This window comes from Xenorhabdus griffiniae, assembly GCF_037265215.1.
GTDB classification, from domain to species: domain Bacteria; phylum Pseudomonadota; class Gammaproteobacteria; order Enterobacterales; family Enterobacteriaceae; genus Xenorhabdus; species Xenorhabdus griffiniae.
Genome location: NZ_CP147737.1, coordinates 2,221,574 through 2,245,785 on the forward strand (window position 1 = coordinate 2,221,574; position 24,212 = coordinate 2,245,785).

24 protein-coding genes are annotated in these 24,212 nt (G+C 42.4%); 17 read left to right on the forward strand and 7 right to left on the reverse strand.

Translation table 11 applies throughout. The annotated features are described in order from the left end of the window. Window positions 1–67: 67 nt before the first annotated feature. Window positions 68–1,510 (reverse strand): pyruvate kinase, encoded by a 1,443-nt coding sequence (pyk, locus tag WDV75_RS09620; protein WP_273571168.1) that lies wholly within the window; start codon window positions 1,508–1,510, stop codon window positions 68–70. Window positions 1,511–1,738: 228 nt separating this feature from the next. Beyond that, complete coding sequence (locus WDV75_RS09625) at window positions 1,739–2,587, reverse strand: MurR/RpiR family transcriptional regulator (protein WP_273571170.1); 849 nt, start codon at window positions 2,585–2,587, stop codon at window positions 1,739–1,741. Window positions 2,588–3,042: 455 nt separating this feature from the next. On the opposite strand from WDV75_RS09625, the gene zwf reads away from it, so the two are divergent. The 3 genes from zwf to mdtI all read left to right on the forward strand — a co-directional run bounded on the left by zwf (window position 3,043) and on the right by mdtI (window position 6,001). Further along, on the forward strand, window positions 3,043–4,518 hold the full coding sequence (zwf, locus tag WDV75_RS09630; protein WP_273571172.1) for a glucose-6-phosphate dehydrogenase: 1,476 nt from the start codon (window positions 3,043–3,045) through the stop codon (window positions 4,516–4,518). A 738-nt stretch (window positions 4,519–5,256) separates the two neighbouring features. Beyond that, window positions 5,257–5,667: a multidrug/spermidine efflux SMR transporter subunit MdtJ gene (gene mdtJ, locus WDV75_RS09635; RefSeq protein ID WP_189759464.1), complete on the forward strand. Its 411-nt coding sequence runs from the start codon at window positions 5,257–5,259 to the stop codon at window positions 5,665–5,667. A gap of 1 nt (window position 5,668) precedes the next feature. After that, complete coding sequence (mdtI, locus tag WDV75_RS09640; protein WP_273571175.1) at window positions 5,669–6,001, forward strand: multidrug/spermidine efflux SMR transporter subunit MdtI; 333 nt, start codon at window positions 5,669–5,671, stop codon at window positions 5,999–6,001. Window positions 6,002–6,093: 92 nt separating this feature from the next. Here the strand turns inward: mdtI and WDV75_RS09645 are convergent, their stop codons facing one another. Then, entirely contained in the window at window positions 6,094–6,438 is a 345-nt protein-coding gene (locus WDV75_RS09645) for a RidA family protein (RefSeq protein WP_273571177.1), read from the reverse strand. 100 nt (window positions 6,439–6,538) lie between these two features. Between WDV75_RS09645 and WDV75_RS09650 the strand changes: the two genes are divergently transcribed. The 6 genes from WDV75_RS09650 to rnd all read left to right on the forward strand — a co-directional run bounded on the left by WDV75_RS09650 (window position 6,539) and on the right by rnd (window position 13,910). Beyond that, window positions 6,539–8,455: an ATP-dependent DNA helicase gene (locus WDV75_RS09650; RefSeq protein ID WP_273571179.1), complete on the forward strand. Its 1,917-nt coding sequence runs from the start codon at window positions 6,539–6,541 to the stop codon at window positions 8,453–8,455. Between the two features lie 80 nt (window positions 8,456–8,535). Further along, window positions 8,536–9,231 (forward strand): tRNA (adenosine(37)-N6)-threonylcarbamoyltransferase complex dimerization subunit type 1 TsaB, encoded by a 696-nt coding sequence (gene tsaB / locus WDV75_RS09655; RefSeq protein ID WP_273571181.1) that lies wholly within the window; start codon window positions 8,536–8,538, stop codon window positions 9,229–9,231. Window positions 9,232–9,355: 124 nt separating this feature from the next. Continuing rightward, a complete protein-coding gene (locus WDV75_RS09660) occupies window positions 9,356–9,940 on the forward strand; it encodes a Slp family lipoprotein (protein ID WP_273571182.1) in 585 nt (194 codons plus the stop codon). Between the two features lie 474 nt (window positions 9,941–10,414). Beyond that, complete coding sequence (fadD, locus tag WDV75_RS09665; RefSeq protein ID WP_273571184.1) at window positions 10,415–12,106, forward strand: long-chain-fatty-acid--CoA ligase FadD; 1,692 nt, start codon at window positions 10,415–10,417, stop codon at window positions 12,104–12,106. Beyond that, window positions 12,066–12,311 (forward strand): hypothetical protein, encoded by a 246-nt coding sequence (locus WDV75_RS09670; RefSeq protein ID WP_273571186.1) that lies wholly within the window; start codon window positions 12,066–12,068, stop codon window positions 12,309–12,311. The genes fadD and WDV75_RS09670 overlap by 41 nt, the downstream gene beginning before the upstream one ends. A 438-nt stretch (window positions 12,312–12,749) precedes the next feature. After that, window positions 12,750–13,910 carry a ribonuclease D gene (rnd, locus tag WDV75_RS09675; RefSeq protein WP_273571188.1) on the forward strand — a complete coding sequence of 387 codons (1,161 nt, stop codon included), beginning with the start codon at window positions 12,750–12,752 and terminating at the stop codon, window positions 13,908–13,910. A gap of 184 nt (window positions 13,911–14,094) precedes the next feature. Here rnd and minE read toward each other — a convergent pair whose 3' ends face one another. From minE to minC, 3 genes are read right to left on the reverse strand one after another with little or no spacing between them, the layout of a single operon-like run. Next, window positions 14,095–14,364 carry a cell division topological specificity factor MinE gene (minE, locus tag WDV75_RS09680; RefSeq protein ID WP_047770052.1) on the reverse strand — a complete coding sequence of 90 codons (270 nt, stop codon included), beginning with the start codon at window positions 14,362–14,364 and terminating at the stop codon, window positions 14,095–14,097. Window positions 14,365–14,367: 3 nt separating this feature from the next. Next, window positions 14,368–15,180 carry a septum site-determining protein MinD gene (gene minD / locus WDV75_RS09685; protein WP_273571191.1) on the reverse strand — a complete coding sequence of 271 codons (813 nt, stop codon included), beginning with the start codon at window positions 15,178–15,180 and terminating at the stop codon, window positions 14,368–14,370. A gap of 23 nt (window positions 15,181–15,203) precedes the next feature. Then, entirely contained in the window at window positions 15,204–15,887 is a 684-nt protein-coding gene (gene minC, locus WDV75_RS09690) for a septum site-determining protein MinC (protein ID WP_273571193.1), read from the reverse strand. Window positions 15,888–16,043: 156 nt separating this feature from the next. On the opposite strand from minC, the gene WDV75_RS09695 reads away from it, so the two are divergent. From WDV75_RS09695 to WDV75_RS09715, 5 genes are all read left to right on the forward strand, one after another. Beyond that, window positions 16,044–16,325 (forward strand): YcgL domain-containing protein, encoded by a 282-nt coding sequence (locus tag WDV75_RS09695; RefSeq protein ID WP_273571195.1) that lies wholly within the window; start codon window positions 16,044–16,046, stop codon window positions 16,323–16,325. A gap of 49 nt (window positions 16,326–16,374) precedes the next feature. Next, entirely contained in the window at window positions 16,375–17,460 is a 1,086-nt protein-coding gene (locus WDV75_RS09700) for a lytic murein transglycosylase (RefSeq protein ID WP_273571197.1), read from the forward strand. 37 nt (window positions 17,461–17,497) lie between these two features. Further along, window positions 17,498–18,154, forward strand: a complete 657-nt coding sequence (locus WDV75_RS09705) for a fumarylacetoacetate hydrolase family protein (RefSeq protein WP_273571198.1) — start codon at window positions 17,498–17,500, stop codon at window positions 18,152–18,154. 18 nt (window positions 18,155–18,172) lie between these two features. Next, entirely contained in the window at window positions 18,173–18,610 is a 438-nt protein-coding gene (locus tag WDV75_RS09710; RefSeq protein WP_273571205.1) for a YcgN family cysteine cluster protein, read from the forward strand. 181 nt (window positions 18,611–18,791) lie between these two features. Next, a complete protein-coding gene (locus tag WDV75_RS09715) occupies window positions 18,792–19,103 on the forward strand; it encodes a type V toxin-antitoxin system endoribonuclease antitoxin GhoS (RefSeq protein WP_189758429.1) in 312 nt (103 codons plus the stop codon). Between the two features lie 567 nt (window positions 19,104–19,670). On the opposite strand, the gene WDV75_RS09720 is transcribed toward WDV75_RS09715, so the two are convergent. After that, a complete protein-coding gene (locus WDV75_RS09720; protein WP_273571200.1) occupies window positions 19,671–20,666 on the reverse strand; it encodes a 2-hydroxyacid dehydrogenase in 996 nt (331 codons plus the stop codon). Between the two features lie 249 nt (window positions 20,667–20,915). On the opposite strand from WDV75_RS09720, the gene WDV75_RS09725 reads away from it, so the two are divergent. Genes WDV75_RS09725 through WDV75_RS09735 form a run of 3 tightly spaced genes read left to right on the forward strand, consistent with a single transcriptional unit; the run spans window position 20,916 to window position 24,080 of the window. Further along, window positions 20,916–23,528: a YdbH family protein gene (locus WDV75_RS09725; RefSeq protein ID WP_273571201.1), complete on the forward strand. Its 2,613-nt coding sequence runs from the start codon at window positions 20,916–20,918 to the stop codon at window positions 23,526–23,528. Between the two features lie 35 nt (window positions 23,529–23,563). Then, on the forward strand, window positions 23,564–23,749 hold the full coding sequence (locus WDV75_RS09730) for a YnbE family lipoprotein (protein WP_223281581.1): 186 nt from the start codon (window positions 23,564–23,566) through the stop codon (window positions 23,747–23,749). Between the two features lie 10 nt (window positions 23,750–23,759). Further along, window positions 23,760–24,080, forward strand: a complete 321-nt coding sequence (locus tag WDV75_RS09735) for a YdbL family protein (protein ID WP_273571202.1) — start codon at window positions 23,760–23,762, stop codon at window positions 24,078–24,080. Window positions 24,081–24,212: the final 132 nt, after the last annotated feature.

Consider the following 24,212-nt stretch of genomic DNA (forward strand, 5'->3'; position numbering starts at 1 on the left):
AAATAGTCGTTATTAGGATGAGAAGAGGGCCGTGATAGTGCCCTCTATTTTATGATTTATATTGAGATTATTCTACTTCAAGTACGCGACAGGTATTGGTACTGCCAATAGTTCCCATCTGATCACCTTGGGTTACGAGTACCAAATCCCCTGAGATGAGATAACCTTTATCGCGCAGGCGATTTACTGCTTCATTTGCCGCAGCGATCCCGTCAGTATGTGAGCTACAATAAACAGGCGTCACACCACGATAAAGAGCGGTACGGTTTAAGGTTGATTCATGGCGAGACATAGAGAAGATAGGCAGGCCAGAACTGATGCGGGACATCATGCGGGCTGTGCGGCCAGATTCAGTCATGGCGATAATTGCCTTGACGCCTTTCAGGTGGTTGGCTGCATACATAGTGGACATTGAAATCGCTTCTTCAATACTATCAAATGTTATATCCAAGCGATGTTTGGAAACATTGACACTGGGCATTTTTTCTGCGCCAAGACAGACTTGAGCCATAGCGGCAACAGTTTCCGCAGGATACTGGCCTGCCGCTGTTTCAGCGGAGAGCATAACCGCATCAGTACCATCCAGTACCGCATTGGCGACATCCATGACTTCAGCACGCGTCGGCATTGGATTGGTGATCATGGATTCCATCATTTGCGTGGCTGTAATCACGACACGATTAAGTTGGCGGGCGCGGCGGATCAGTTTCTTCTGTACACCAACCAGTTCAGGGTCACCAATTTCAACACCGAGATCACCACGAGCGACCATGACAACATCCGATGCCAGAATAATTTCATCAATGATTTCGTCACTGCTAACAGCTTCCGCTCGCTCAACTTTTGCAACGATTTGGGGTTCACAGCCTGCATCTCGTGCGAGACGGCGCGCATAATTCAAATCTTCACCTGAACGAGGGAAAGAAACAGCAAGATAATCAACACCAATTTTGGCTGCTGTGATGATATCTTCCTTATCTTTTGCTGTCAGTGCTTCGGCTGATAACCCGCCGCCCAATTTATTGATGCCTTTATTGTTGGAAAGCGGGCCTCCTACAGTCACTTCCGTGAAGACTTTCATCCCCTGAACGTCCAGAACTTTCAATTGAACGCGTCCATCATCCAATAGCAGGATATCTCCCGCCGTCACATCAGATGGTAAACCTTTATAGTCAATACCGACTTTTTCTTTATCTCCTTCTCCCTTACTTAGATTGGCATCCAACAGGAATTTATCCCCAACATTCAGGAAAATTTTTCCTTCCTTAAAGGTGGATATGCGTATTTTGGGTCCTTGAAGATCACCGAGGATGGCAACATGACAACCTAAACGGGCAGCAATTTCGCGCACTTTATTAGCACGTTGGATATGATCTTCCGCAGTGCCATGAGAGAAATTAAGGCGGACGACGTTGGCCCCCGCTTGGATAACTTTTTCTAGATTGTCGTCACGATCTGTAGCTGGGCCAAGTGTAGTGACGATTTTTGTTCTTCTGAGCCGTCTGGACATGTATTACTCCGTTGACCTGTGAAGTATACCTTTTGTTTTTCAAGTTACCGCATCGGTGAGGGGAACTTGAAATCCATTGGGTATATGAGTTTTCGATTACTGTAGGGTAACTATTAATTTATTGATTATTAACTCCGCACTGCAAATAGGCAGTGGGGAAAAGTCTACATATGCTATCAGTCTGGAGAGTTGATAAATAGTGAACAAAAACACAGTCTATTTTCTGGTTTATTCAGACTTATCAAACCGTGAATTACGCAACGCTTCTTTGACTCTCTTCAAATTATCTCTGAATTTTGAGCCGCGGCGAAGTGTAAAACCCGTTGCCAGTACATCAATGATGGTTAATTGAGCAATCCTTGAAACCATCGGCATATAGATATCTGTATCTTCGGGTACATCCAATAGAATGGGGAGGGTGGCTTCGTGTGCTAAGGGGGAGCCTGTCGAAGTAATGGCGATCACTGCTGCATCGTTCTCGCGGGCCAGTTTAGCCATTTCTACCAGGCTTTTTGTTCTTCCGGTATGAGAAATTAATACGACAACATCGCCTTCGGTACTGCTAATGCAACTCATCCGTTGCATCACAATATCGTCAAAATAGGTCACTGGAATATTGAAGCGAAAAAATTTGTTCATGGCATCATGGGCTACAGCGGCTGATGCCCCCAAACCAAAAAAAGAGAGTTTTCTGGCTTGAGTCAAAAGATCGACAGCTCGGTTAATTGCTGCAATATCCAGATTACTTTTGACCGTTTCCAGATTTGCCATTACTGATTCGAAAATTTTGTTTGTATAAGCGGTGACACTGTCACTTTCTTCCACGTTGCGGTTTACATAAGGTGTACCATTGGCAAGGCTCTGTGCCAGATGCAATTTAAAGTCAGGAAACCCTTTGGTGTTGAGACGACGACAAAAACGATTCACCGTTGGTTCACTCACATTGGCCATTTTAGCCAGAGTAGCAATGCTTGAATGGATGGCAGTTTGTGGTGAATCAAGGATGACCTGCGCAACCTTTTTCTCTGACTTACTCAAAACATCAAGACTATTTTGGAGCCGTTCCAGTGTGTTCATAAAACGAAGTTCAACCTCGGTTTTAACGATTTCATTAACAGGAGAAATCTATTTCATTTTCATGAAAATATACTACTTGTTATTGAAAGCTGGCAGTGGCAATAATCGGATAATATGGGATTTTTCATGAAAATATGACAAGTGTCTAACTTTCAACTTGGTAAGATTACTTCTTAAGCGTTGTAAATTTTCAACTTATAATCACTAATCGGTATGAATGACGACCACATTGCAAGTGAATACAAAATTATCATGGATGTGACAGCAGTGTACAGAAAATAGACGTGGTTGTTTAATAACCTGTGTATGGATTTCATTTTGTCGTTAATCCAGCAGCAACATGAAATACAGAGAATTACATGAATAATCAGTGTTTACTGCATATAGCCAAAAGAGTACATTACCCACAGATTCTGTAAAAAAATTACAATATCCCGTAATTGAGGAGATGCAACATGGCGGTGACGTCTACAGCTCAGGCTTGTAATTTGGTAATTTTTGGGGCGAAAGGAGACTTAGCACGCCGGAAATTAATGCCTTCCCTTTACCAGTTGGAAAAAGCGGGTTATATCCATCCTGATACCCGAATTATCGGCGTCGGTCGAGCTGATTGGGATAAAAAAGCCTACACCAAAGTTGTTGAAGAAGCATTGGTGACATTTATGTCCGAGAAACCAGATCCAGAACTGTGGAAGAAGCTGAGTTCACGTCTGGAATTTTGTAATTTGGACGTAAATGAGACGGGACATTTTACCGAATTGGCAAAAATAATTAATAAAGATGACTTACCCGCTATTCACTATTTTGCCATGCCTCCAAGTACATTTGGGGCAGTATGTCATGGATTAGGCGCTGCGGGGTTGAATACGGAACCCAACCGTGTGGTGATGGAAAAACCACTGGGAACAGATCTTGCTTCGTCCAGAGCGATTAATGATGAAGTGGCAAAATATTTCAATGAAAACCAAATTTACCGTATTGACCATTACTTGGGAAAAGAAACGGTATTGAATTTGTTAGCGTTGCGTTTTGCCAACTCGCTTTTCGTCAATAATTGGGATCATCGCACGATTGATCATGTGCAAATTACCGTTGCTGAGGAAGTTGGTATCGAAGGGCGTTGGGGATATTTCGATCAGGCAGGGCAGATGCGCGATATGATCCAAAATCATCTTCTGCAAATTCTGACTATGATTGCCATGTCACCACCGGCTGACCTGACAGCAGATCGCATTCGTGATGAAAAAGTGAAAGTGCTGCGTTCATTGCGTCGGATTAATCAGACCAATGTCAGGGAAAAAACGGTTCGCGGGCAATATACCGCAGGTTTTGTTCATGGTAAGAAAGTTCCCGGTTATCTGGAAGAAGAGGGGGCGAATAAAGCCAGTAAAACGGAAACTTTTGTATCGATTCGTGTCGATATTGATGACTGGCGCTGGTCTGGTGTGCCTTTTTATCTGAGGACCGGAAAGCGGTTGCCAGCTAAATGTTCTGAAGTTGTCGTTTATTTCAAAGAGCCTCCTCTGAATCTATTTGCTGAATCTTACCAGCAATTACCGCAAAATAAATTGACAATCCGCTTGCAGCCAGATGAAGGTATTGATATTGAAGTGCTGAATAAAGCCCCAGGACTGGAACATAAACACCGTTTGCAAACAACCAAACTGGATCTGAGTTTCTCTGAAACATTTAACCAGACGCATCTTGCGGATGCTTATGAAAGGTTATTGTTGGAAGCAATGCGCGGCATTCAGGCATTGTTTGTCCGGCGTGATGAAGTGGAAGAAGCCTGGAAATGGGTGGATTCCATTATGGATGCGTGGGCGGCGGATAATGAACCACCGAAACCTTATCAAGCAGGCACGTGGGGGCCAGTGGCTTCTATCGCTATGATTACGCGTGATGGTCGTTCATGGAATGAATTTGAGTAATTTGCGCGTTTTTAATTCGCATTAACTTAGTTATTAATAAAATAACAGCTGGACTTGATGTTTATACGCATTAAACTTCAAGTTGCAATTTACCAGCATGCGATGAAACCTGATTTCTCCCTGCTTCGCGGGGAGAAATCACACGCATCTTGAAGTTAGATTAGTAAATATAAATAGTTATGCTTTGTATTTGCGAAATTTTAGGGGCAGAAAATGATTTTCATTTTTGCCGAAGCAAGAGACTAAATTTGTTATCTGAATAAATAAAATTCAGTATAAATAAACGGTTATTCAATTTTTCTTACTAAAAGTAGAGTTTGATTAACTAAATACAAACCATTGCTTTTTATTTTGGGCTATGATAGAAATACATCATTCGTTTACTAATATGAGGGTTCGTAGTATATCGTGCGATAGTTATACGATTGTCGTGTGATGAAAGAATAAAATATCATGAATAGCGCCAAAAGCGTCAACATTCAACATAGTAACAAAATTCAACGTTGTACCCATGTTTTCTTCCTCTCAACTATTTTATCCAGTGAGCACTACTGGTGCGGCGCCCTTTAGGGCCTTCTCCTACTAACCGGTTCTTCACCGGCAATTTTCGTTTGCCAAAATATTTTGCTAAAAAGTCAGTTTGATTCTGATATTGCGTCATTACATTTGCCACCGACTTTGTTGGCATCTATAGCTTGATATCTTGGCATGCTTATCAGTATGTTCAGGAGAAAAAAAATGATTTATTGGGTATTTCTTGTACTGGCGATTATGACAGAAGTGATTGGTACTCTGTCAATGAAACATGCCAGCGTATCGGGTGATTTTACAGGCATGATCGTGATGTATACCATGATCACAACTTCTTATATTTTGCTGGCCGTTGCTGTAAAAAAAGTCGCATTGGGCGTAGCTTATGCACTGTGGGAAGGTATTGGGATCCTGTTTATTACCACTTTTAGTGTGATGTGGTTCAACGAATCACTGTCATTGATGAAAATGAGCGGATTGGTCTTGTTGATGGCTGGAATTGCCTTGATCAAGATGGGAGAGAAAAAAAGCAAAGGCCAGGCTTCAAACAATGCATCCCAAAATAATCCATCAACAGCATTAAATAATGTTTCGAACAAGCAAATCAGGGAGGCATGATATGCTGACGCAATTTGAATGGTGGCATGGTGCATTCCTGATTCTGGCTGTTGTTTTGGAAATTGTGGCGAATATTTTATTGAAATTATCCAATGGATTTCAGCGTTTCTGGATGGGTATTTTGTCTCTGGTTGCTGTTTTGGGCGCATTTAGTGCGTTGGCCCAGGCAGTGAAAGGGATAGAACTTTCCATTGCTTATGCCTTATGGGGAGCATTCGGCATCATTGCCACAGTGGCAGCGGGTTGGATAATGTTTAATCAACGACTGAATTTTAAGGGATGGAGTGGTATTGTGCTGCTATTGATAGGCATGATTATTATTAAGATGGCTTGATTTCTACTCTCCATTCCTTAAATTTTATTTCTAAGCATGGCATTGAATGAGCAATAACTCATTCAATGCCATATTTGTTTGGCCGGTGTGGATTATAAAGCGGCGATAATTTTGATTTCGACTTTATACTTAGGATCCATCAATGCAGCCTGAACAGTACAGCGGACTGGAGCACTTCCGGCAACCACCCATGCATCCCAGGCGGCGTTCATACCTGCAAAATCAGCCTTATCCGCCAGAAAAATCGTTGCATCCAATATCTTGCTTTTATCTGAACCAAGGCGGTGTAACAGGGTATCAATGGCTGCCAGAGTATCGGCGGTTTGCTCTGTAATATCACCGTCCAGTTGTTCTGGCACGCTGGTATAATAGATAGTGTCATTGTGAACGACCGCTTCTGACCAACGGGTATCTGGATCAATGCGTTTAATAGTCATTAAATCTCCTGTTAATTTATCCAGTTTTTTGCTGAATTGAGTAGTTATTACAACTTAGTATTGGCATAATTCTGCTACATTTTATTGAAAGAGGCTGTTTGTGTCAGACGATTTTGCGAAAAATGGCATACTAGCCAAAGCCATACCAGGTTTCAAGCCACGCGATGCCCAGCGGGAAATGTCTTCGGCTATTACAGTTGCGATTAAAAAACAGCAACAATTGGTCGTAGAAGCAGGAACGGGAACCGGTAAAACATTTGCTTATCTGGTCCCTGCTTTGCGTTCCGGTAAAAAAGTGATTATTTCTACTGGTTCTAAGGCATTGCAGGATCAGCTTTACAGTCGAGATCTACCCACTATCGTTGATGCGTTAGGTTTTACTGGCAATCTGGCGCTATTAAAAGGGCGCTCAAATTATTTATGCCTTGAACGCCTTGAACAACAGTCAATCGGCAATTCCCAGTTAGAAGCTGAAGTCCTGGCGGAAGTCATCAAATTGAAGCATTGGTCAGGTGATACAACAGATGGTGATATCAGTACCTGTCATCAAGTGGCGGAAGATAGTACGGTTTGGCCATTGGTCACGAGCACTAATGATAATTGTCTTGGCAGTGATTGCCCATCCTATCAGGAATGTTTCGTTCTGAAAGCCCGTCGAAAAGCGATGGAAGCCGATGTGGTGATTGTTAACCATCACTTATTTATGGCAGATATGGTGGTTAAGGATAGCGGATTTGGTGAATTAATCCCGCAGGCTGATGTGGTGATTTTCGATGAGGCGCATCAGATCCCTGATATTGCCAGCCAATATTTTGGTCAGCAATTAAGTAGCCGCCAATTGATGGACTTATCGCGCGATATCATCATGGCTTACCGTACTGAAGTGCGAGATCAGGCACAATTGCAAAAAAGTGCAGATCGTCTCAGCCAAAGTGCACAAGATTTCCGTTTGTCATTGGGTGAAAACAGTTATCGGGGTAATCTTCGTGGGGCCTTGCAACAGCAGCAGGTTCAGCGCGCATTAGTGCGGATGGACGATGCGCTTGAGCTTTGTTATGACGTGATGAAACTCTCTTTGGGGCGTTCAGCCATGTTAGATGCGGCTTTTGAACGGGCAACGGTTTACCGTAATCGTCTTAAGCGTCTGATTGATGTTAGCATACCCAATTACAGCTATTGGTTTGAAAGTTATGGGCGGCATTTTTTGCTGGCACTAACACCGTTATCTGTTGCTGACAAATTTAGTGAGATGATCCTTGAAAAATCAGGTAGTTGGATTTTTACATCGGCAACCTTGTCGGTCAATGAACAGCTAAATCATTTCACTGAACGTTTAGGGCTAAAACAGGCCCAAACATTACTCTTGTCTAGTCCCTTTGACTATCAACGTCAAATGTTATTGTGTGTTCCGCGTCACTTACCATCACCTAACCAAAATGGTGGGGCAAAATGGCTGGCTCGTATGCTAAAGCCATTAATTGAAAGCAATAAAGGACGCTGTTTTTTCCTCTGTACTTCTCACCAAATGATGCGCAGCTTGGCGGAAGAGTTTCGTGCCAGTATGACATTGCCAGTATTGGTTCAGGGTGAAACGAGCAAGACACAACTTCTGACACAATTTATCTCTGCGGGCAATGCATTACTGGTAGCGACCAGCAGCTTTTGGGAAGGGGTGGATGTCCGCGGTGATGCATTGTCCTGTGTTATTATTGATAAATTGCCGTTCACTGCGCCGGATGATCCTTTGCTTAAGGCCCGTATTGAGGATTGCCAACTTAAGGGCGGAGATGCTTTTCACGAGGTCCAGCTTCCCGATGCCGTGATTGATTTGAAGCAGGGCGTTGGGCGCCTGATCCGCGATATTGATGATTATGGCGTTGTGGTTATTTGTGATAATCGGCTGGTGATGCGTCCATACGGTGAGGTTTTTCTAAACAGCCTGCCTCCCGCTTCCCGTACCCGTGATTTATCAAAAGCAATTGCGTTTCTGAACTCACGCCCACCGCGGTCTGGGTAATAAAATGTCAGGGCGATGATGTTGGGGCTATGGTAGTATAGCCCCTTGTTTTGAATCCTATATCTTGCCGGAGTTAAGGCATGTCCACGCGAATTTTAGCTATTGATACTGCAACTGAAGCCTGTTCTGTTGCGCTTTGGAATGAAGGTGCTATCGAGGCACAGTTTGAAATTTCCCCACGGGAACACACTCAACGTATTTTACCAATGGTTCAAGCGGTTTTATCAAAAGGTGGTGTGAACCTGCAACAATTGGATGCGTTAGCGTTTGGCCGTGGACCGGGCAGTTTTACCGGTGTACGGATTGGTATTGGCATCGCTCAAGGGTTGGCATTGGGCGCTGAATTACCGATGATTGGTGTTTCCTCGCTGAAAACAATGGCACAAGGGGCTTTTCGCTTAAAAGGAGCAACAAACGTTTTGGTTGCTATTGATGCGCGGATGGGAGAAGTTTACTGGGGACAATACACGCGTAATTCACAAGGTGAATGGCAGGGTGATGAAACGGAAGCAGTTTTGAAACCTGAACAAGTGCAAGAGATTATGAGTTCCTTGTCAGGAGAATGGGGAATTGCTGGAACGGGATGGGAAGCCTATCCTCAATTATTAGACAGCCATTTAGTGCTGACAGCAAGCGATGTTACTTTACCCCATGCAGAAGATATGCTGCCACTGGCCATTCAGATGTGGGACGCGGGGGAAGCGACAGCGGTTGAACATGCTGAACCTGTTTACTTGCGTAATGAAGTGACATGGAAAAAATTGCCCGGCCGTTAAGGAACTTCTGTCTGGCGCCATAAAATTCATGCAACTTGTGGCAGAAAGCGGTGTCCATGAGTATAAAGGGCTTACAGTATGGCTAACCAGATGGATGGTTAGTCTAATAAGATTTGGAGGCGTTATGCTCAATGGAACACACTATCGAAGCATACTGCAAACGGTAACATTATTGGGAACCCTGGTACTTGCGGGCTGTGTGTCAGTTCCTGATGTTATTAAAGGAACGACTAAAACACCGGTGGAAAACCTGCTTTCTGTCAAGAACATGCCTGAGTTATACATTGGGCATGAAGGAAGATTTGGTGGCAAAGTACTGAGTGTCTTGAATGAAAAAAGCCAGACTCGATTGGAAATATCTGCTATGCCACTAGCGGGCAATGCTTCCCCCCGTTTGGATGCACCTTCTTTGGGACGAGTGTATGCCTACGTTAATACTTTTTTAGAACCCAGTGATTTTAAAGATCACTATGTGACCGTTGTAGGTTTGATTACGGGTCTTGAAAAAGGAAGAGTAGGCAATAGCCCGTATAATTACGTTGTGATGAATGCAACGGGAGTGAAACGTTGGTATGAATCTCAGAGAATGATTCTTCCTCCTGCTGTCGGAATGGAACCATGGGGCTATTATGGCAACCCTTATGATCCGTTTTGGCGCGGTTATTCACCACTCCAGCCTGTATCAGTTGAGACAATTTTAACCGAATAAACCTCTTGCCAATCAAGGGGTATCTGGTGGCAGGCATTTGTCCCCCAACCAAAACAAACCTGCCACGGGTGATACCCAGGGTTATCCGTCTGTAAAAGAATCAATTTCCCGTCATGTCGTGACATAAACTCTTAATAATTATCCTTTGACTGATATGTCTTATTTATAACTATTTAGAATAATAGGAAGACTTCAAGCCAAAAATTAGGAAATAAGTGTATAATTGGCTAACTATAAATCCAAGTGATAACAATTTAGCTAATTGTTTGATAAATAATAAAAAATACTCAGGCGGCAAAAGCTGCCTTATTTTTTTGCAGTCATTGATAGTATTAAATTAGTGATGTGTATCGCCAACCTGAACATTGTTGCTTTGCAAACTGGTACGCTGAGTTAATAATTTGTTAAATGTACTAGTCAGGTTTGTTTTATGGTTAGTGGTTACATCGCAATTAGATTTCAGGAGTATTCAACTTGGAAAAAGTTTGGCTAAAACATTATCCGGCAGATGTTCCGGCAGAAATCGATCCCGATCGTTATTCATCGTTGATTGAAATGTTTGAAAATGCTGTAGCGCGTTATGCCGATCAAGTCGCATTTATCAATATGGGCGAGGTAATGACTTTCCGTAAATTGGAAGAGCGTAGCCGTGCCTTTGCTGCCTACTTACAAAATGGCTTGGGGTTGAAACAAGGAGATCGGGTAGCATTGATGATGCCCAATTTACTGCAATACCCCGTGGCATTATTTGGTATTTTGCGTGCGGGTATGGTTGTTGTAAATGTGAATCCACTCTATACCCCGCGTGAATTGGAGCATCAGCTTAATGATAGTGGCGCATCTGCTATTGTTATCGTTTCTAACTTTGCACATACCTTAGAAAAGATTGTCTTTAATACGCAAGTCAAGAACGTTATTTTGACGCGCATGGGTGACCAACTTTCTCGTCCTAAAGGAACCCTTGTTGATTTTGTCGTTAAATATGTCAAACGGCTTGTGCCTAAATATCACTTACCGGATGCCATTTCGTTCCGTAGTGCGATTCATAAAGGCTACCGTATGCAGTATGTCAAACCGGATGTGAAAAACGAGGATTTGGCTTTTCTGCAATATACGGGGGGAACCACAGGGGTGGCAAAAGGTGCAATGCTGACTCATCGTAATATGCTGGCAAACCTCGAGCAAGCCAAAGCCTGTTATTCTCCGTTATTAAAGCTTGGGCAAGAGTTAGTGGTCACTGCATTGCCGTTGTACCATATCTTTGCTTTGACGATAAATTGTCTGTTCTTTATTGAATTGGGTGGGCAAAATTTGTTGATTACCAACCCTCGTGATGTAAACGGCACGGTCAAGGAACTATCGCGTTATCGCTTTACCGCACTATCAGGTGTTAACACATTATTCAACGCTTGGCTGAATAATGCGGAATTCCAGAAGCTGAATTTTTCCTCACTACGTTTATCTGTTGGTGGCGGCATGGCCGTACAACGAGTAGTGGCTGAAAAATGGCAAAACCTGACAGGTCGTCGTCTACTGGAAGGATATGGATTGACGGAGTGTTCCCCTCTAGTTTCAGCTAACCCGCATAACTTGACCTATTACAGTGGTAGCATTGGCTTTCCCATTGCTTCAACAGAAATCAAGTTGGTAGGGGATGATGGCAATGAAGTTTCACTGGGCGAGGTAGGTGAAATGTGGGTGCGTGGGCCACAGGTGATGAAAGGTTACTGGAATCACCCTGATGCAACGGATGAGGTATTGAAAGATGGTTGGTTGGCAACTGGGGATATTGCCAGCGTGGATGAAAAAGGCTTTATCAGTATTGTTGATCGGAAAAAAGACATGATCCTAGTTTCTGGATTTAATGTCTATCCAAATGAAATAGAAGATATTATTTCTTCCCATCCTAAAGTGTTAGAGTCTGCTGTAGTCGGTGTTCCGAGTGAAAACTCAGGAGAAACTGTCAAAGTATTTGTGGTACGCAAAGATCCCAGTTTGACTGAGGATGAACTGAAAACGCATTGCCGTCGTTACCTGACTGGGTATAAGGTGCCGAAGCTTATTGAGTTCCGCGATGAATTGCCGAAATCGAATGTCGGTAAAATTCTTCGCAGAGAACTTCGCAATGAAGAATTGGCAAAAGTGGATAACGCTGCAACAAATTGAGTATATTTGTACATCAACAACGCCGGTTTTACCGGCGTTGTTGTGTTACAAACTTGGCACCGGTCATTATCAGATATCTGGTATATTGGGCTATAATGCTGCGGGGCTGGCGGTATTTCATCCCCGAAGGTTGTCTTTAGAGGCCCGCTTGAAGATGCCGGAAGATTCGGGATGGAATTTGAGGCAAGGGAAAGTTAAAGAGTAAAATAAATCCGCAGAAATTTGCGATTTCTATTGTTATGCCTAATTTTCTGTATCGCCAGATTTTGGGTTCGAAATAATCCTCGTATGTTAAAAAAGCAGATTGCTGCCCTATAGTGATAGTAGCTTCCTTTCTCATTGAACCACGATTTCCCGTTTTCTTTCAGATAGTCATAACAGTCATAATGCTTGGTCGAGACGCCAAGTTTTTGTGGAGTTGTGAATACCTTTCATATCAGAACTAACCCTCATTCCTCCGCAAGTGTCTTACAGGTTCGTCTGATATCCCTTGGAGTAAATTTGTCAAAGTTGTGGTAAGAGAAAAGCATGTCTAATACTATAGAAACAGCTATTTGAGTGAAGGACGTCTAGAGATTTTTATTGTGTGTACATAACTGTGTACATTGTTATATTTTTTTAGTATTTATGGTTGTGTAACATAATGTATTTAAAGGATATTTTATTGTTTAATTGTGATTATCAGTTGATTACTACCGATGCCCAATTGCAGTCAGCCTGTGAACAGGCAAAAAAACATGCAAGAATTGCACTGGATACTGAATTTATACGTACACGGACGTATTATCCCCAATTAGGTTTGATGCAACTATTTGATGGTGAACAACTTTCTCTGATTGATCCCCTCGAAATTTCGCAATGGCAGCCCTTTAGGGAGCTATTGACTGATCCGAATGTATTAAAGTTTATCCATGCTGGCAGTGAAGATTTAGAGGTTTTTAGTAATAGTTTTCAGTGCTTGCCAGAACCCATGATTGATACTCAGGTACTGGCTGCATTTATTGGTCATCCTATGTCATGTGGCTTTGCGACATTGGTTGCTGAGTATTTACATACTGAATTGGATAAAAGTGAATCCCGCACTGATTGGTTGGCTCGGCCGTTGAGCGAAAAGCAATGTCAATATGCTGCGGCAGATGTCTACTATTTATTACCGCTGGCCGATATCTTGATGGAAAAAACAAGGCAAGTGGGGTACTTGGATGCGGCAAGAGATGAAAGTAACTTGATAGCACAACGCCGTAAAGAAGTATTGATGCCGGAATACGCTTATAAGGATATTGGTAACGCATGGCAATTGCGCCCAAGGCAATTGGCTTGTTTGAAAAAACTGGCTGCATGGCGTTTAAATCAGGCTCGTGAGCGCGATCTGGCAGTCAATTTCGTGATCCGCGAAGAAAATTTATGGCAGGTTGCCCGTTATATGCCAACTTCTTTGGCAGAATTGAATGCGCTGGGATTGAGTGGACAAGAAATTCGTTGCCATGGTCGCCGATTATTGGCAATAGTTGCGGAGAGCAGAGATATTCCAGAAGAAGAATGTCCAGCTCAAATTGTGAATTTAGTTGATTATCCTGGTTATCGTAAGGCGTTTAAAGAAATTAAATCGTTGGTCACTCAGGTGGGGGAATCTCATCATTTCAGTGCTGAACTGCTGGCTTCTCGCCGCCAAATTAATCAGTTACTTTGTTGGCATTGGAAATTGAAAGCGCCGGAGTATCAACCTGAGTTAATCAGAGGCTGGCGAGGCAAGTTGCTGGCTGAATCTATTGCTGAAATATTGGCAAATTATTCGCAGGAATAGGATTAATTCAATCACTATTATGGTCTTATTTGCGAGATATAAACAATCACATAGCAGGATATAAATTTGATTCCCTGCCTGATATATAGGCAGGGAAAATTGCTTTTACTTCTTACACTATTATTTAAATAACAAATTGTTTTAAAAATCACCACCTCAAATTAAATAGCGTTGTTTGATACTGCTATTTTGGTGATTCTTCAACCTCGGGTAATGTTACATTTAGTTCTAGTACAGAAATATCATCATTTTTTTGCTCAAACTGCACAGAAAGCATATCTGGATCGATTTGTACATACTTACAAATTACAGCCAGAATATCCCGTTTCATGTCGGGCAAATAGGCAGGCTCAGAGTCACCACGGCGCCGCTCTGCTACGATGATTTGTAGCCGCTCCTTGGCGATATTGGCCGTCGGTTTTTTTCTCGACAGGAAGAAATCTAACAAAGCCATGCGTTACCCCCCAAACAGGCGTTTTAAAAAGCCTTTTTTTTCTTCTTCGATGAAACGGAAAGGCCGCTCTTCACCGAGTAAACGTAAAACAGTATCTTCGTATGCTTTACCTGCGTCAGAGTCTTTGTCCAAAATGACCGGTTCCCCTTGGTTGGATGAACGGAGAACAGATTGATCTTCAGGGATAACACCAAGCAAAGGAATACACAGAATTTCCAGTACATCTTCCATACTCAACATATCGCCGCGGTTCACACGCCCTGGATTATAGCGTGTCAGCAGAAGATGCTCTTTGATAGGCTCGTCACCTTGTTCTGCTCGGCGTGATTTGGATGCCAGGATACCTAAAATACGATCAGAGTCACGAACAGAAGAGACTTCCGGGTTTGTCGTAATAATTGCTTCATCGGCAAAGTAAAGCGCCATCAATGCGCCGCTTTCAATACCAGCAGGTGAATCACAGATAATGAACTCAAATCCCTGTTGGTCCAATTCATTCAGAATTTTTTCAACGCCGTCTCGGGTGAGTGCTTCTTTATCGCGAGTCTGGGAAGCGGGCAGAATATAGAGATTGTCTGTGCGTTTATCTTTGATAATGGCCTGATTCAGGCTGGCGTCACCTTGAATGACGTTCACGAAGTCAAAAACCACACGGCGTTCACATCCCATAATGAGGTCGAGGTTTCGTAAACCGATATCAAAATCAATAACGACGGTTTTTTTTCCTTTTTGGGCGAGGCCGGTAGCAATGGCCGCGCTTGAAGTGGTTTTGCCAACGCCACCTTTACCAGATGTAACAACAATAATGCGTGCCATGAAGCGATTCCTTGTTATAAGGGCTAGACTAAAGTTTCAATAGTTAATTCATTGTTCACCAGACGTAATTTTGCTGCCTTGCCAACAAAATTTTCTGGAATTTTCTCGCTGAGCCAATATTGACCTGCTATAGAGGTGAGTTCAGCGTTTAAATGGGTGCAGAAAATCTGGCTTTCTTGATCACCAGATGCGCCTGCTAATACTCGTCCACGCAGCACACCATATATATGAATATTTCCATCAGCGATTAATTCTGCACCAGCGCTCACATTATTTGTCACAATAAGATCACTGTTTGGTGCATAAATTCTTTGTCCTGAACGAACAGGTGTATTAATTATACGAGTTTTTTTGAAAATAGGTTCAGCCGGTTTATTTTCTTGAGTAAGAACTTTCTGACTTTTACCTTCTTTCAATAAAGGAAGCTCAGATTTTAGAACAACTTCTCGTTGCTCTTCGTTTTGGCAACCGCTGATGCCAACGATGCGCAACCCTACTGACTCAATGGCTCGGTGGAGTGCGAAGAGATCTGCATCGACAGGGAGAGCGGATATATTGATAACAACGGGCGCATTTTTCAGGAATTCGGGCGCTTGCTCCATTTTTTCCTGCATAGCTTTATGAATAACTTCCGGCTGGTCATCATATAAATGAACGACCGAAAGCGTAAAATTACTGCCTTTTAGCTCAATTGGCGATTGTGACATCGATATTCTGACTCAGCAAGGTTAAGTTTCCCAAGGTAGTTTACACAAACATTTTCCTAAGCCTCTGGGAGACGATATTCTTAGATATAATAAGCATGTTATAGTTAGTGAATTATTCAAGCAAGTCACAGCGTTAATTTAAAAGAGTTTATAACAATGATTTGTGTAATCTACAGAAGCCCAAAACGTGACCAAACATATCTGTATATTGAAAAAAGAGGCGATTTTTCGCGCGTTCCTGACGAGTTGTTAAAAGCGTTTGGTGAACCTCAATATTCAATGATGATTTCATTATCTGAAAGAAAAAAACTGGCTAATGCTGATATTGAAAAAGTAAAAACCGCGTTAAGTGAGCAAGGTTTTTACCTGCAAGTACCACCGCCAGTGGAAAGTTTGCTCAATACGCACCTGGCACCAAATAAGCCGCCTAAACAATAAAAATTGCGGGTAACTGTCTGAGCCTGAATTATTGAGGAGGAGCCGATTTATGAAATTAATCACTGGGCTGACTTTATTGACAGCAACTTTGCTGGCAGGGTGCAGTACATTAAGTGGCAAACAATTGTACCATCCATCCGTGTTGGCTTCACGATCCCACGCCGAAGTCAGGGCATTGGAGCAAGATTTTCCATTGAGTGCCCGTGAACCATCACAGTTCCCCGCCTATGTGGTCTTGTTAAAACAGCAAGCCAGAGAGCAAGGGATCAGTGAAAAAACATTAGATCGAGCATTTACCAATATCCATTTTATCCCGCGCGTTATTAAAGCCGATCGTAACCAGCCAGAAAAGAAAGTGACTCTGGATGATTATCTGACGCGTGTCTTGCCAGCCTGGAAGATTGAGCAGGGTGCCAGGGAATATGAGGATAATAAGCCCCTGTTAGCAAGGATCAGCCATCAATACGGTGTACCCGAAGCTTATATTGTTGCTTTGTGGGGATTAGAAAGTGGTTTTGGCAAATTTCAGGGAAAAGAAGATGTCATTTCGGCTTTATCTACGCTGGCTTTTGAGGGACGCCGAGAAGTGTTTTTTATCAGACAGTTACTGGCAGCGTTAGAAATAATTGAAAATCAATATATTGATAAAGATCAGGCGCTAAAAGGTTCTTGGGCGGGCGCAATGGGACAAAACCAATTTATGCCAACCTCTTACTTAACGTATGGTGCCGATGGCGATGGTGATGGTCAAATTGATATTTGGCGTAATAAAGCAGATGTTTTTGCTTCGACTGCCAATTACTTACATAAGGAAGGATGGAAACCGAGCTTACCTTGGGGATATGCCATTTCGTTACCTACAGGCTTTGATATCGCTTTAGAAGGCGTTAAACCCGAACAGGGAAAAACCATTGCTCAATGGCAGGCATTGGGAATTTCATCTCCGCATTTTGCTAAATTACCTGCAAATACGAAAGGTTGGATAGTCATACCTGATGATTCGGCTCAACGGGCATTTTGGGTGACTCAAAATTTCCGCACTATTATGCACTGGAATCGCTCTTACTATTTTGCCCTCAGTGTTGGTATGATGGCAGACGGTATTATGCAACGTACTCATTTTCTCACTCGCTGAAAATCAAATCCTGAAAACAAAATAAAGGAACCATGTTATGTACCAGCATCGGGATTGGCAGGGAGTATTGTTAGATTTTCCTGCTAATAAGGTTGTTTGTGTCGGCAGTAATTATGACAAGCATATGAAAGAGATGGGCTCCCAATCCACTGAAGAGCCAGTGATATTCATCAAACCTGAAACAGCGCTGTGTGATCTGCGCCAGCCTGTTTTCATCCCACAAGAATTAGGTGCTGTGCACCATGAAATAGAATTGGCTGTTTTGATTGGTTCAGCACTTAAGAATGCCAATGAAGAGCGAGTCAGTCAGGCGATTGCAGGTTTCGCAGTTGCACTGGATTTGACATTACGTGATTTGCAGCGTGAATTTAAACAATCGGGGCAACCGTGGGAAAAAAGTAAGGCATTTGATCGATCATGCCCGATATCAGGCTTTATTCCTGTCAATGCCTTTGGTGATCCACAAAATGCCGAACTTTCTTTGACAGTCAATGGTGAATTACGTCAAAACGGCAATACGAGTGACATGCGAATGCCTATCATCCCGTTGATTAGCTACATGTCGCGTTTTTTTACCTTACGTCCGGGCGATATTATCTTAACGGGAACGCCTGAAGGCGTAGGGCCATTGCAATCTGGTGATGTGTTAGATGTTTCTCTTAATGAGCACGTTTTGACAACCAGGGTGATTTAACTACGAGGAATGACAGAAATTATGTCTCAACCTTTCTGGCAGGTGAAAACCTTAGAACAAATGACAGATCAAGAATGGGAAGCACTATGTGATGGCTGCGGTCAGTGCTGCCTGCATAAGTTGATGGATGAGGATACGGATGAAATTTATTTTACCAATGTTGCTTGCAATCAACTGAATATTAAAACCTGCCAGTGCAAGAATTATGAAGATCGTTTCAGATACGAGCCTGACTGCATCAAATTGACCCGTGAGAATATGAACACCTTTGAATGGCTGCCAAAGACGTGTGCTTATCGTCTGATTGGCGAGGGGCAAAGACTCCTCCCTTGGCATCCATTGGTCAGTGGTTCAAAATCGGCCATGCATGCGGAGCGTATTTCTGTCAGGCATATTGCTGTGCGTGAAGTGGATGTGGTGGATTGGGAAGAGCATATTTTAAATACACCAATGTAATGATACGCATTAAACTTCAAGTTGCGCTTTAAACACTTTATGAAACCTGATGCCTCCCCGCGATGCGGGGAGAATTCGGAATTGGCATTAATATCGGATTTTTCTCCCGTTTTTCTGACTTTAAACAGTAAAGAAAAACTGATAACTTGTTTGGTCAAAAATCAAAAACAAGGAAAGAGAAATGGCAAGTTATTTGATTCGTGTGGAGCTTTATGGCACGGGTATTGAGGGTTATGAAAAATTACATAAAAGAATGACGGCGAATCAATTCAGCCAATCTATCCGCTTTCCTAATGGGAAATGGCATCGCCTGCCTGGTGGCACTTATATTGGTCATTCGACGATGGAATCCGTGCAGTTGGCGGAGAAAATCAAATCTATGGCTACACCATTTTCAAACAAAGATCCTGCGATATTTGTTTGCACTTACAGTAATTGGAGTGCGTCGCTATATCCCGAAAAACCACATACTGAATCCGGTTTTGGTGAATAATTCGTTAAGAAACCACGTGTTGTGGTTTTTTATGATCTAACTCTCTTATTCTGGTTAGTTTTATTACCTGAGCATTGTCTTACTAATATACGCATTAAACGTCAAGTTTCACTTTACAACACGCGATGAAACCTGATGTCTCCCCGCAAAGCGGGGGAGACATCACACGCATCTTGAAATTAGATTGGTATATAACAACCTGGCTAATTTAATACCCTTTGTAATAAATATTAATATGGCACTTATGCCGCATACCAAATATATATTAAATGCTGTTTATATTTTTTATGTCAGATCGTTAGGGCCACTACCGTGCAGCTATGGATGTTTGTTTGATAATGAGGGAAAGTAAAATGAAGAACAGATTGGTGAGCTATGTAACGTTTGTAGGGGTTTGGATTACCGTAACATTGACAATTGGCATTATCTTGTCATAAGAACATAAACGAAATTAACTATAAACCTCGCCTCGCTTTGGCGGGGTTTTATTTATTATTTGATGCCCGATTACCCAGTTGATACTGGGTAATCACAATCATAGGAACGGTTGTGAGTAATTATTGAAAATTATTCAACAAGATTTGGACAAACCTTTCCAGAGACTAATTGCTGAATATTTTGCAAAGTTGTTTCACTAATACTGGTTAAGGCTTCTTCGGTTAAGAATGCCTGGTGGCCGGTGAACAGCACATTATGGCAAGAAGATAAACGGCGGAAGATATCGTCTTGAATAACGTCATTTGATTTATCTTCAAAGAATAAATCTCTTTCGTTTTCATAAACATCCATGCCCAACGCACCAATTTTTTGTTGTTTCAGTGCATTAATAGCAGCCACGGAATCAATCAGGGCGCCTCGGCTGGTATTAATGATCATCACGCCATCTTTCATTTTGTTGAATGCGGTTTCATCCAATAAATGGTGGTTTTCCGGTGTCATGGGGCAATGCAGGGAGATCACATCCGATTCAGCATATAAAGTATCCAGATCTACATATTCCACCCCCATATTCAAGGCTTCAGGATTAGGGTAGGGATCATATGCCAGTAAACGCATACCAAAGCCTTTCAAAATCCGCAAAGTAGCAATACCGATTTTTCCTGTTCCGATAATACCCGCAGTGCGTTTATACATATTAAAACCAGTTAATCCTTCCAGGGAAAAATTAGCATCGCGGGTGCGCTGGTAGGCGCGGTGGATACGTCGATTAAGACATAGCATCAACCCAACAGTATGTTCAGCAACGGATTCAGGGGAATAAGCAGGAACTCGAACAACCTGGATGCCTAATTCTTTTGCTGCATCCAGATCGACATTGTTGAATCCGGCACAGCGTAGTGCCAGGATTTTGATATTCATCTCTGCCAGTTCTTGCAGCACTTCCCGTCCACCATCATCATTGACGAAAATGCAGACGGCATCTGCACCAACGGCATTTTTGGCAGTTTGTGGACTTAAAGGAAAATCAAAAAACTCGATATGATAATCAAAGCCAAGCTTTTGGTTGAGTATTTCAAAATGCTTACGGTCATACTGCTTTGTACTGTAAACAACCAGTTTCATAACAACATCTCCACTATACAGTAACTATAGAATCATTCGAGCCATTCATAAAATTTACTTTGCTGCAAAAACTGCCTGCAATCATGACGTCTCCTGAAGGTTCTAAGCGTTATCTTTCGCTATACTCGAATAAATCGCCGGATAAGCTATTCATAGGGATAGCTTGTATAATAAATCGGCTTAGAGCCTGATATGAGATTATCATAACAGGAAGTTGTTCTCAGGTTGACAAGAAGAGATAAGGATTTAATGGCAAAAATACTCAAAGTGTTTGCAGTGATAATGGTAATGCTGGCGTTATTGGTGTCGATGGGATGGTATACACTTCCACGCTGGTTACCATTGATTGCCAGTTATTGGTTGCCACAAGGAGTCACGTTTTCTTTAAGCCAACCTCGATGGAAGAACAGCGGATTGTGGTTAGATGAACTGTCATTACAGGCAAAAGAGTGTGAATGGATCAAAATCTCCGGGTTATCTGTGGAATACTTATCTGGGAATCGCCATTGGAATATTCATGCCACCAATATTGACAGCCAGAACCAATGCCTGGCTCAACTTCCTGTAGCAGAAGAGCAATCAGCCCCGCTATCTGTGCAAGAGATATTATCCGCAATACCTTCGCTTAGTCTTACTGTTGATCGGCTGGCTCTTATGCCTTGGCCCGAATTTGCTGGCAAACTTCAATTGAGTTCATCATCCCAAGGGCAAATGTTCTCTTATCAAGGGGAAAAATTAAAACTCAATGCACATATTGCAGATAAACAAGATCTCATTGTGCAGAGTTTTTTTATGAAGCTACCTGAACAGGTGATTTCCCTGAATGGAGATATTGCATTGCCCTTAAATACTGCAACGCTACCAAGACATGGCCAAATCATAGCGCACGTATCTTTGAGCCAATATCCCGAACCGTTGCAAATGGCATTGAGTTGGCAGGAACAGCGCGGGTTGTTCACCGTTATTAAAGAAAAAAATCAGCAGCTATTGGCAGAATTACCTTGGTCATTCGACGAATCGCAGTTCCAGATTGTTAATGGAAAATGGCAATGGTTGGAGAGTCATCAAGCGTTGTCTGGACGAGTAAATATTACACTTGAACAATGGAAAAAAGGTCTGTCAGGCATGTCTGCCAGTGGGCGGATAAGTCTGGTTACTCAAAATAAGCAGGGTAAAGGCAATGTTGTTCTTTCCGTGAAACCAACCCCAATCAATATAACCAATGCTCATATTCCGTTTCAGGTTACCGGGCAAATGAATAGCGGCAGGATGGTTATGACGATGTCATTGCCTGCCGTTATAACAGGGCCGTTGGTTGATCCTAAAATTATTTTTCGTCCAGGTGCCCTGTTTCGGGCATGGGGGAGAGTCAGTGAAACATTGACTGTCAAGGAAGCCAGATTACCTTTAGCAGGCATTTATTTGACTCGTGATGGCTTTACCGGCCGTCTTCAAGCTATTGTGACGGCACAAGACAGCTATTGGGGGAGATTTAAGCTACATCTGGATGGTTCTGCAAAGGATTTTATACCCGATCAGGGAAGTTGGAATTGGCGTTATTGGGGAAATGGGCATTTACCACCGCTACAAGCCAAATGGGATATCGCGGGCAGGGGAAGTTGGAATCAATCAAAGATAACAGTAGATACATTAAATACCGGTTTTGATCTTATCCAATATGGTCTTGTGAAGATGCAAGCACCGCGCTTAAAACTGACAAATGCGTTAATTTGGGAGCGAGCAGCAGATCGTCCCAATTTAACGGGAGATTTACAATTATCTGCCCAGAAAACAGAATTTCGTTCTGGTGGTTTTTTGCCTGCTTTTGATTTCAAAGCCACGCTTGCAGGAGAATCTCCTGATAACTTTATGTTGAATGGTAAGCTATATTCTAACGGTATTGGTCCCATTCCCTTTTATAGTCGTTGGGATGGAAAGCGATTAAGGGGAGAAGCCCGCTGGCCGAGGCAATCTTTATTAGCCTTTCAATCTTTAATTCCGCCAGATTTGGGGATTACCGTGCTTGGTGGAACTCTCTATGCTCAGGCTGCTTTTTCCGCAGCAAAGGGGCAAGGATTGCTGGCTGGTGGTCATTGGGTGGTCAAAAATGCGGGTATGTGGCTGAAAAATGGGGAAGTTAATGACCTGGATTTTGTTTTGCCATGGCGTTTACAGGAGGACACGTGGCAATTAGGGTTGGGATCGCCCGTCCAGTTGCGGATCAAGGCAATTAAGGGTCTGTTTGATATGCAAAATGTAACAGCCGATCTGCTAGGATACTATCCCGCAACAGACAAACAGCCATTGACGTTGACCAATGTGAATGTAGATATGCTGGATGGAAAATTGGCGATGGACCAATTACAGATCCCACAAAAAGAAGCTGCGGTATTGCGGTTTAACAAACTGAATTTGAGCAAATTATTTGGCGTATTGAAAGTCAAACAAATGGCGATGTCAGGAAAGATTTATGGTGAATTACCCGTATTATTAAACGATAAACGTTGGATTATTCAACGAGGATGGGTATCCAATGAAGATTATCTGACATTAAGGTTGGATAAGGACACAGTTGATTCTATAGGAAAAAATGACTTATCGGCAGGTATGGCAATGGATTGGTTGCGTTATTTAGAAATCGATCGGTCAAAAGCTTACGTTACGCTCGATAACTTGGGGATCTTAACATTGCATTCAGAGATTAGTGGAGTAAATCCCGTGGTGGATAGAAAACGTGAAGTCAGGCTTAACTATCATCATGAGGAGAATATTTTTCAATTATGGCGTAGTCTGCGTTTTGGCAGCAATCTGGAAGAATGGTTGCAGAAAAATATATCTGTGATAGGTGGGAGTGATAAATGATAACAAATATTGGATTCAAGTTGCCAACAGCAAGAATGAGTGTAATGTGGATCAGCGTAGCTTTGTTCAGTATGGCATTGATGGGCTGTCTCAGGCTGGAAGTGGCGACACCGGATAAGCCTATCAACATCAATATGAACGTGAAAATTGAGCATGAAATTCATATTAAAGTTGACAGACAAATTGAAGATATGCTTAAAAATAACTCTAACTTATTCTAAGGGCTAACACATGAAAAAAGTAGGAATAATATTTCTGTTAAGCCTGTTATTCAGTTCTTTTGCTAATGGCATGACGTTAAATGAAGCAAAACAACAAGGGCTGGTGGGAGAAACATTCAGTGGCTATTTAGCACCAGTAAAAAATGGCCAAGAAGCCCAAACAGTAGTGAAAAAAATTAACAATGAGCGGCAAAAGAAATATGCAGAGATCGCGGCTCAAAATAACATGACGACAGAGCAAGTTGCCAGGATGGCAGGAGAGAAGTTGGTAAACCGCGCAGCTTCAGGCGAATATGTCCTTGGTATCAATGGTAATTGGGTGCAGAAATAGGGGGAATGATTCGACTTGGTTTGACCATAGCATTAAAAATTTTTATCAATCGCCTGTTAAAATCTTCAATTTATGTGCTATATAATTAGTTGACATTTATTGTGCTTTTCAAATGAAAGAGAATAATATCTT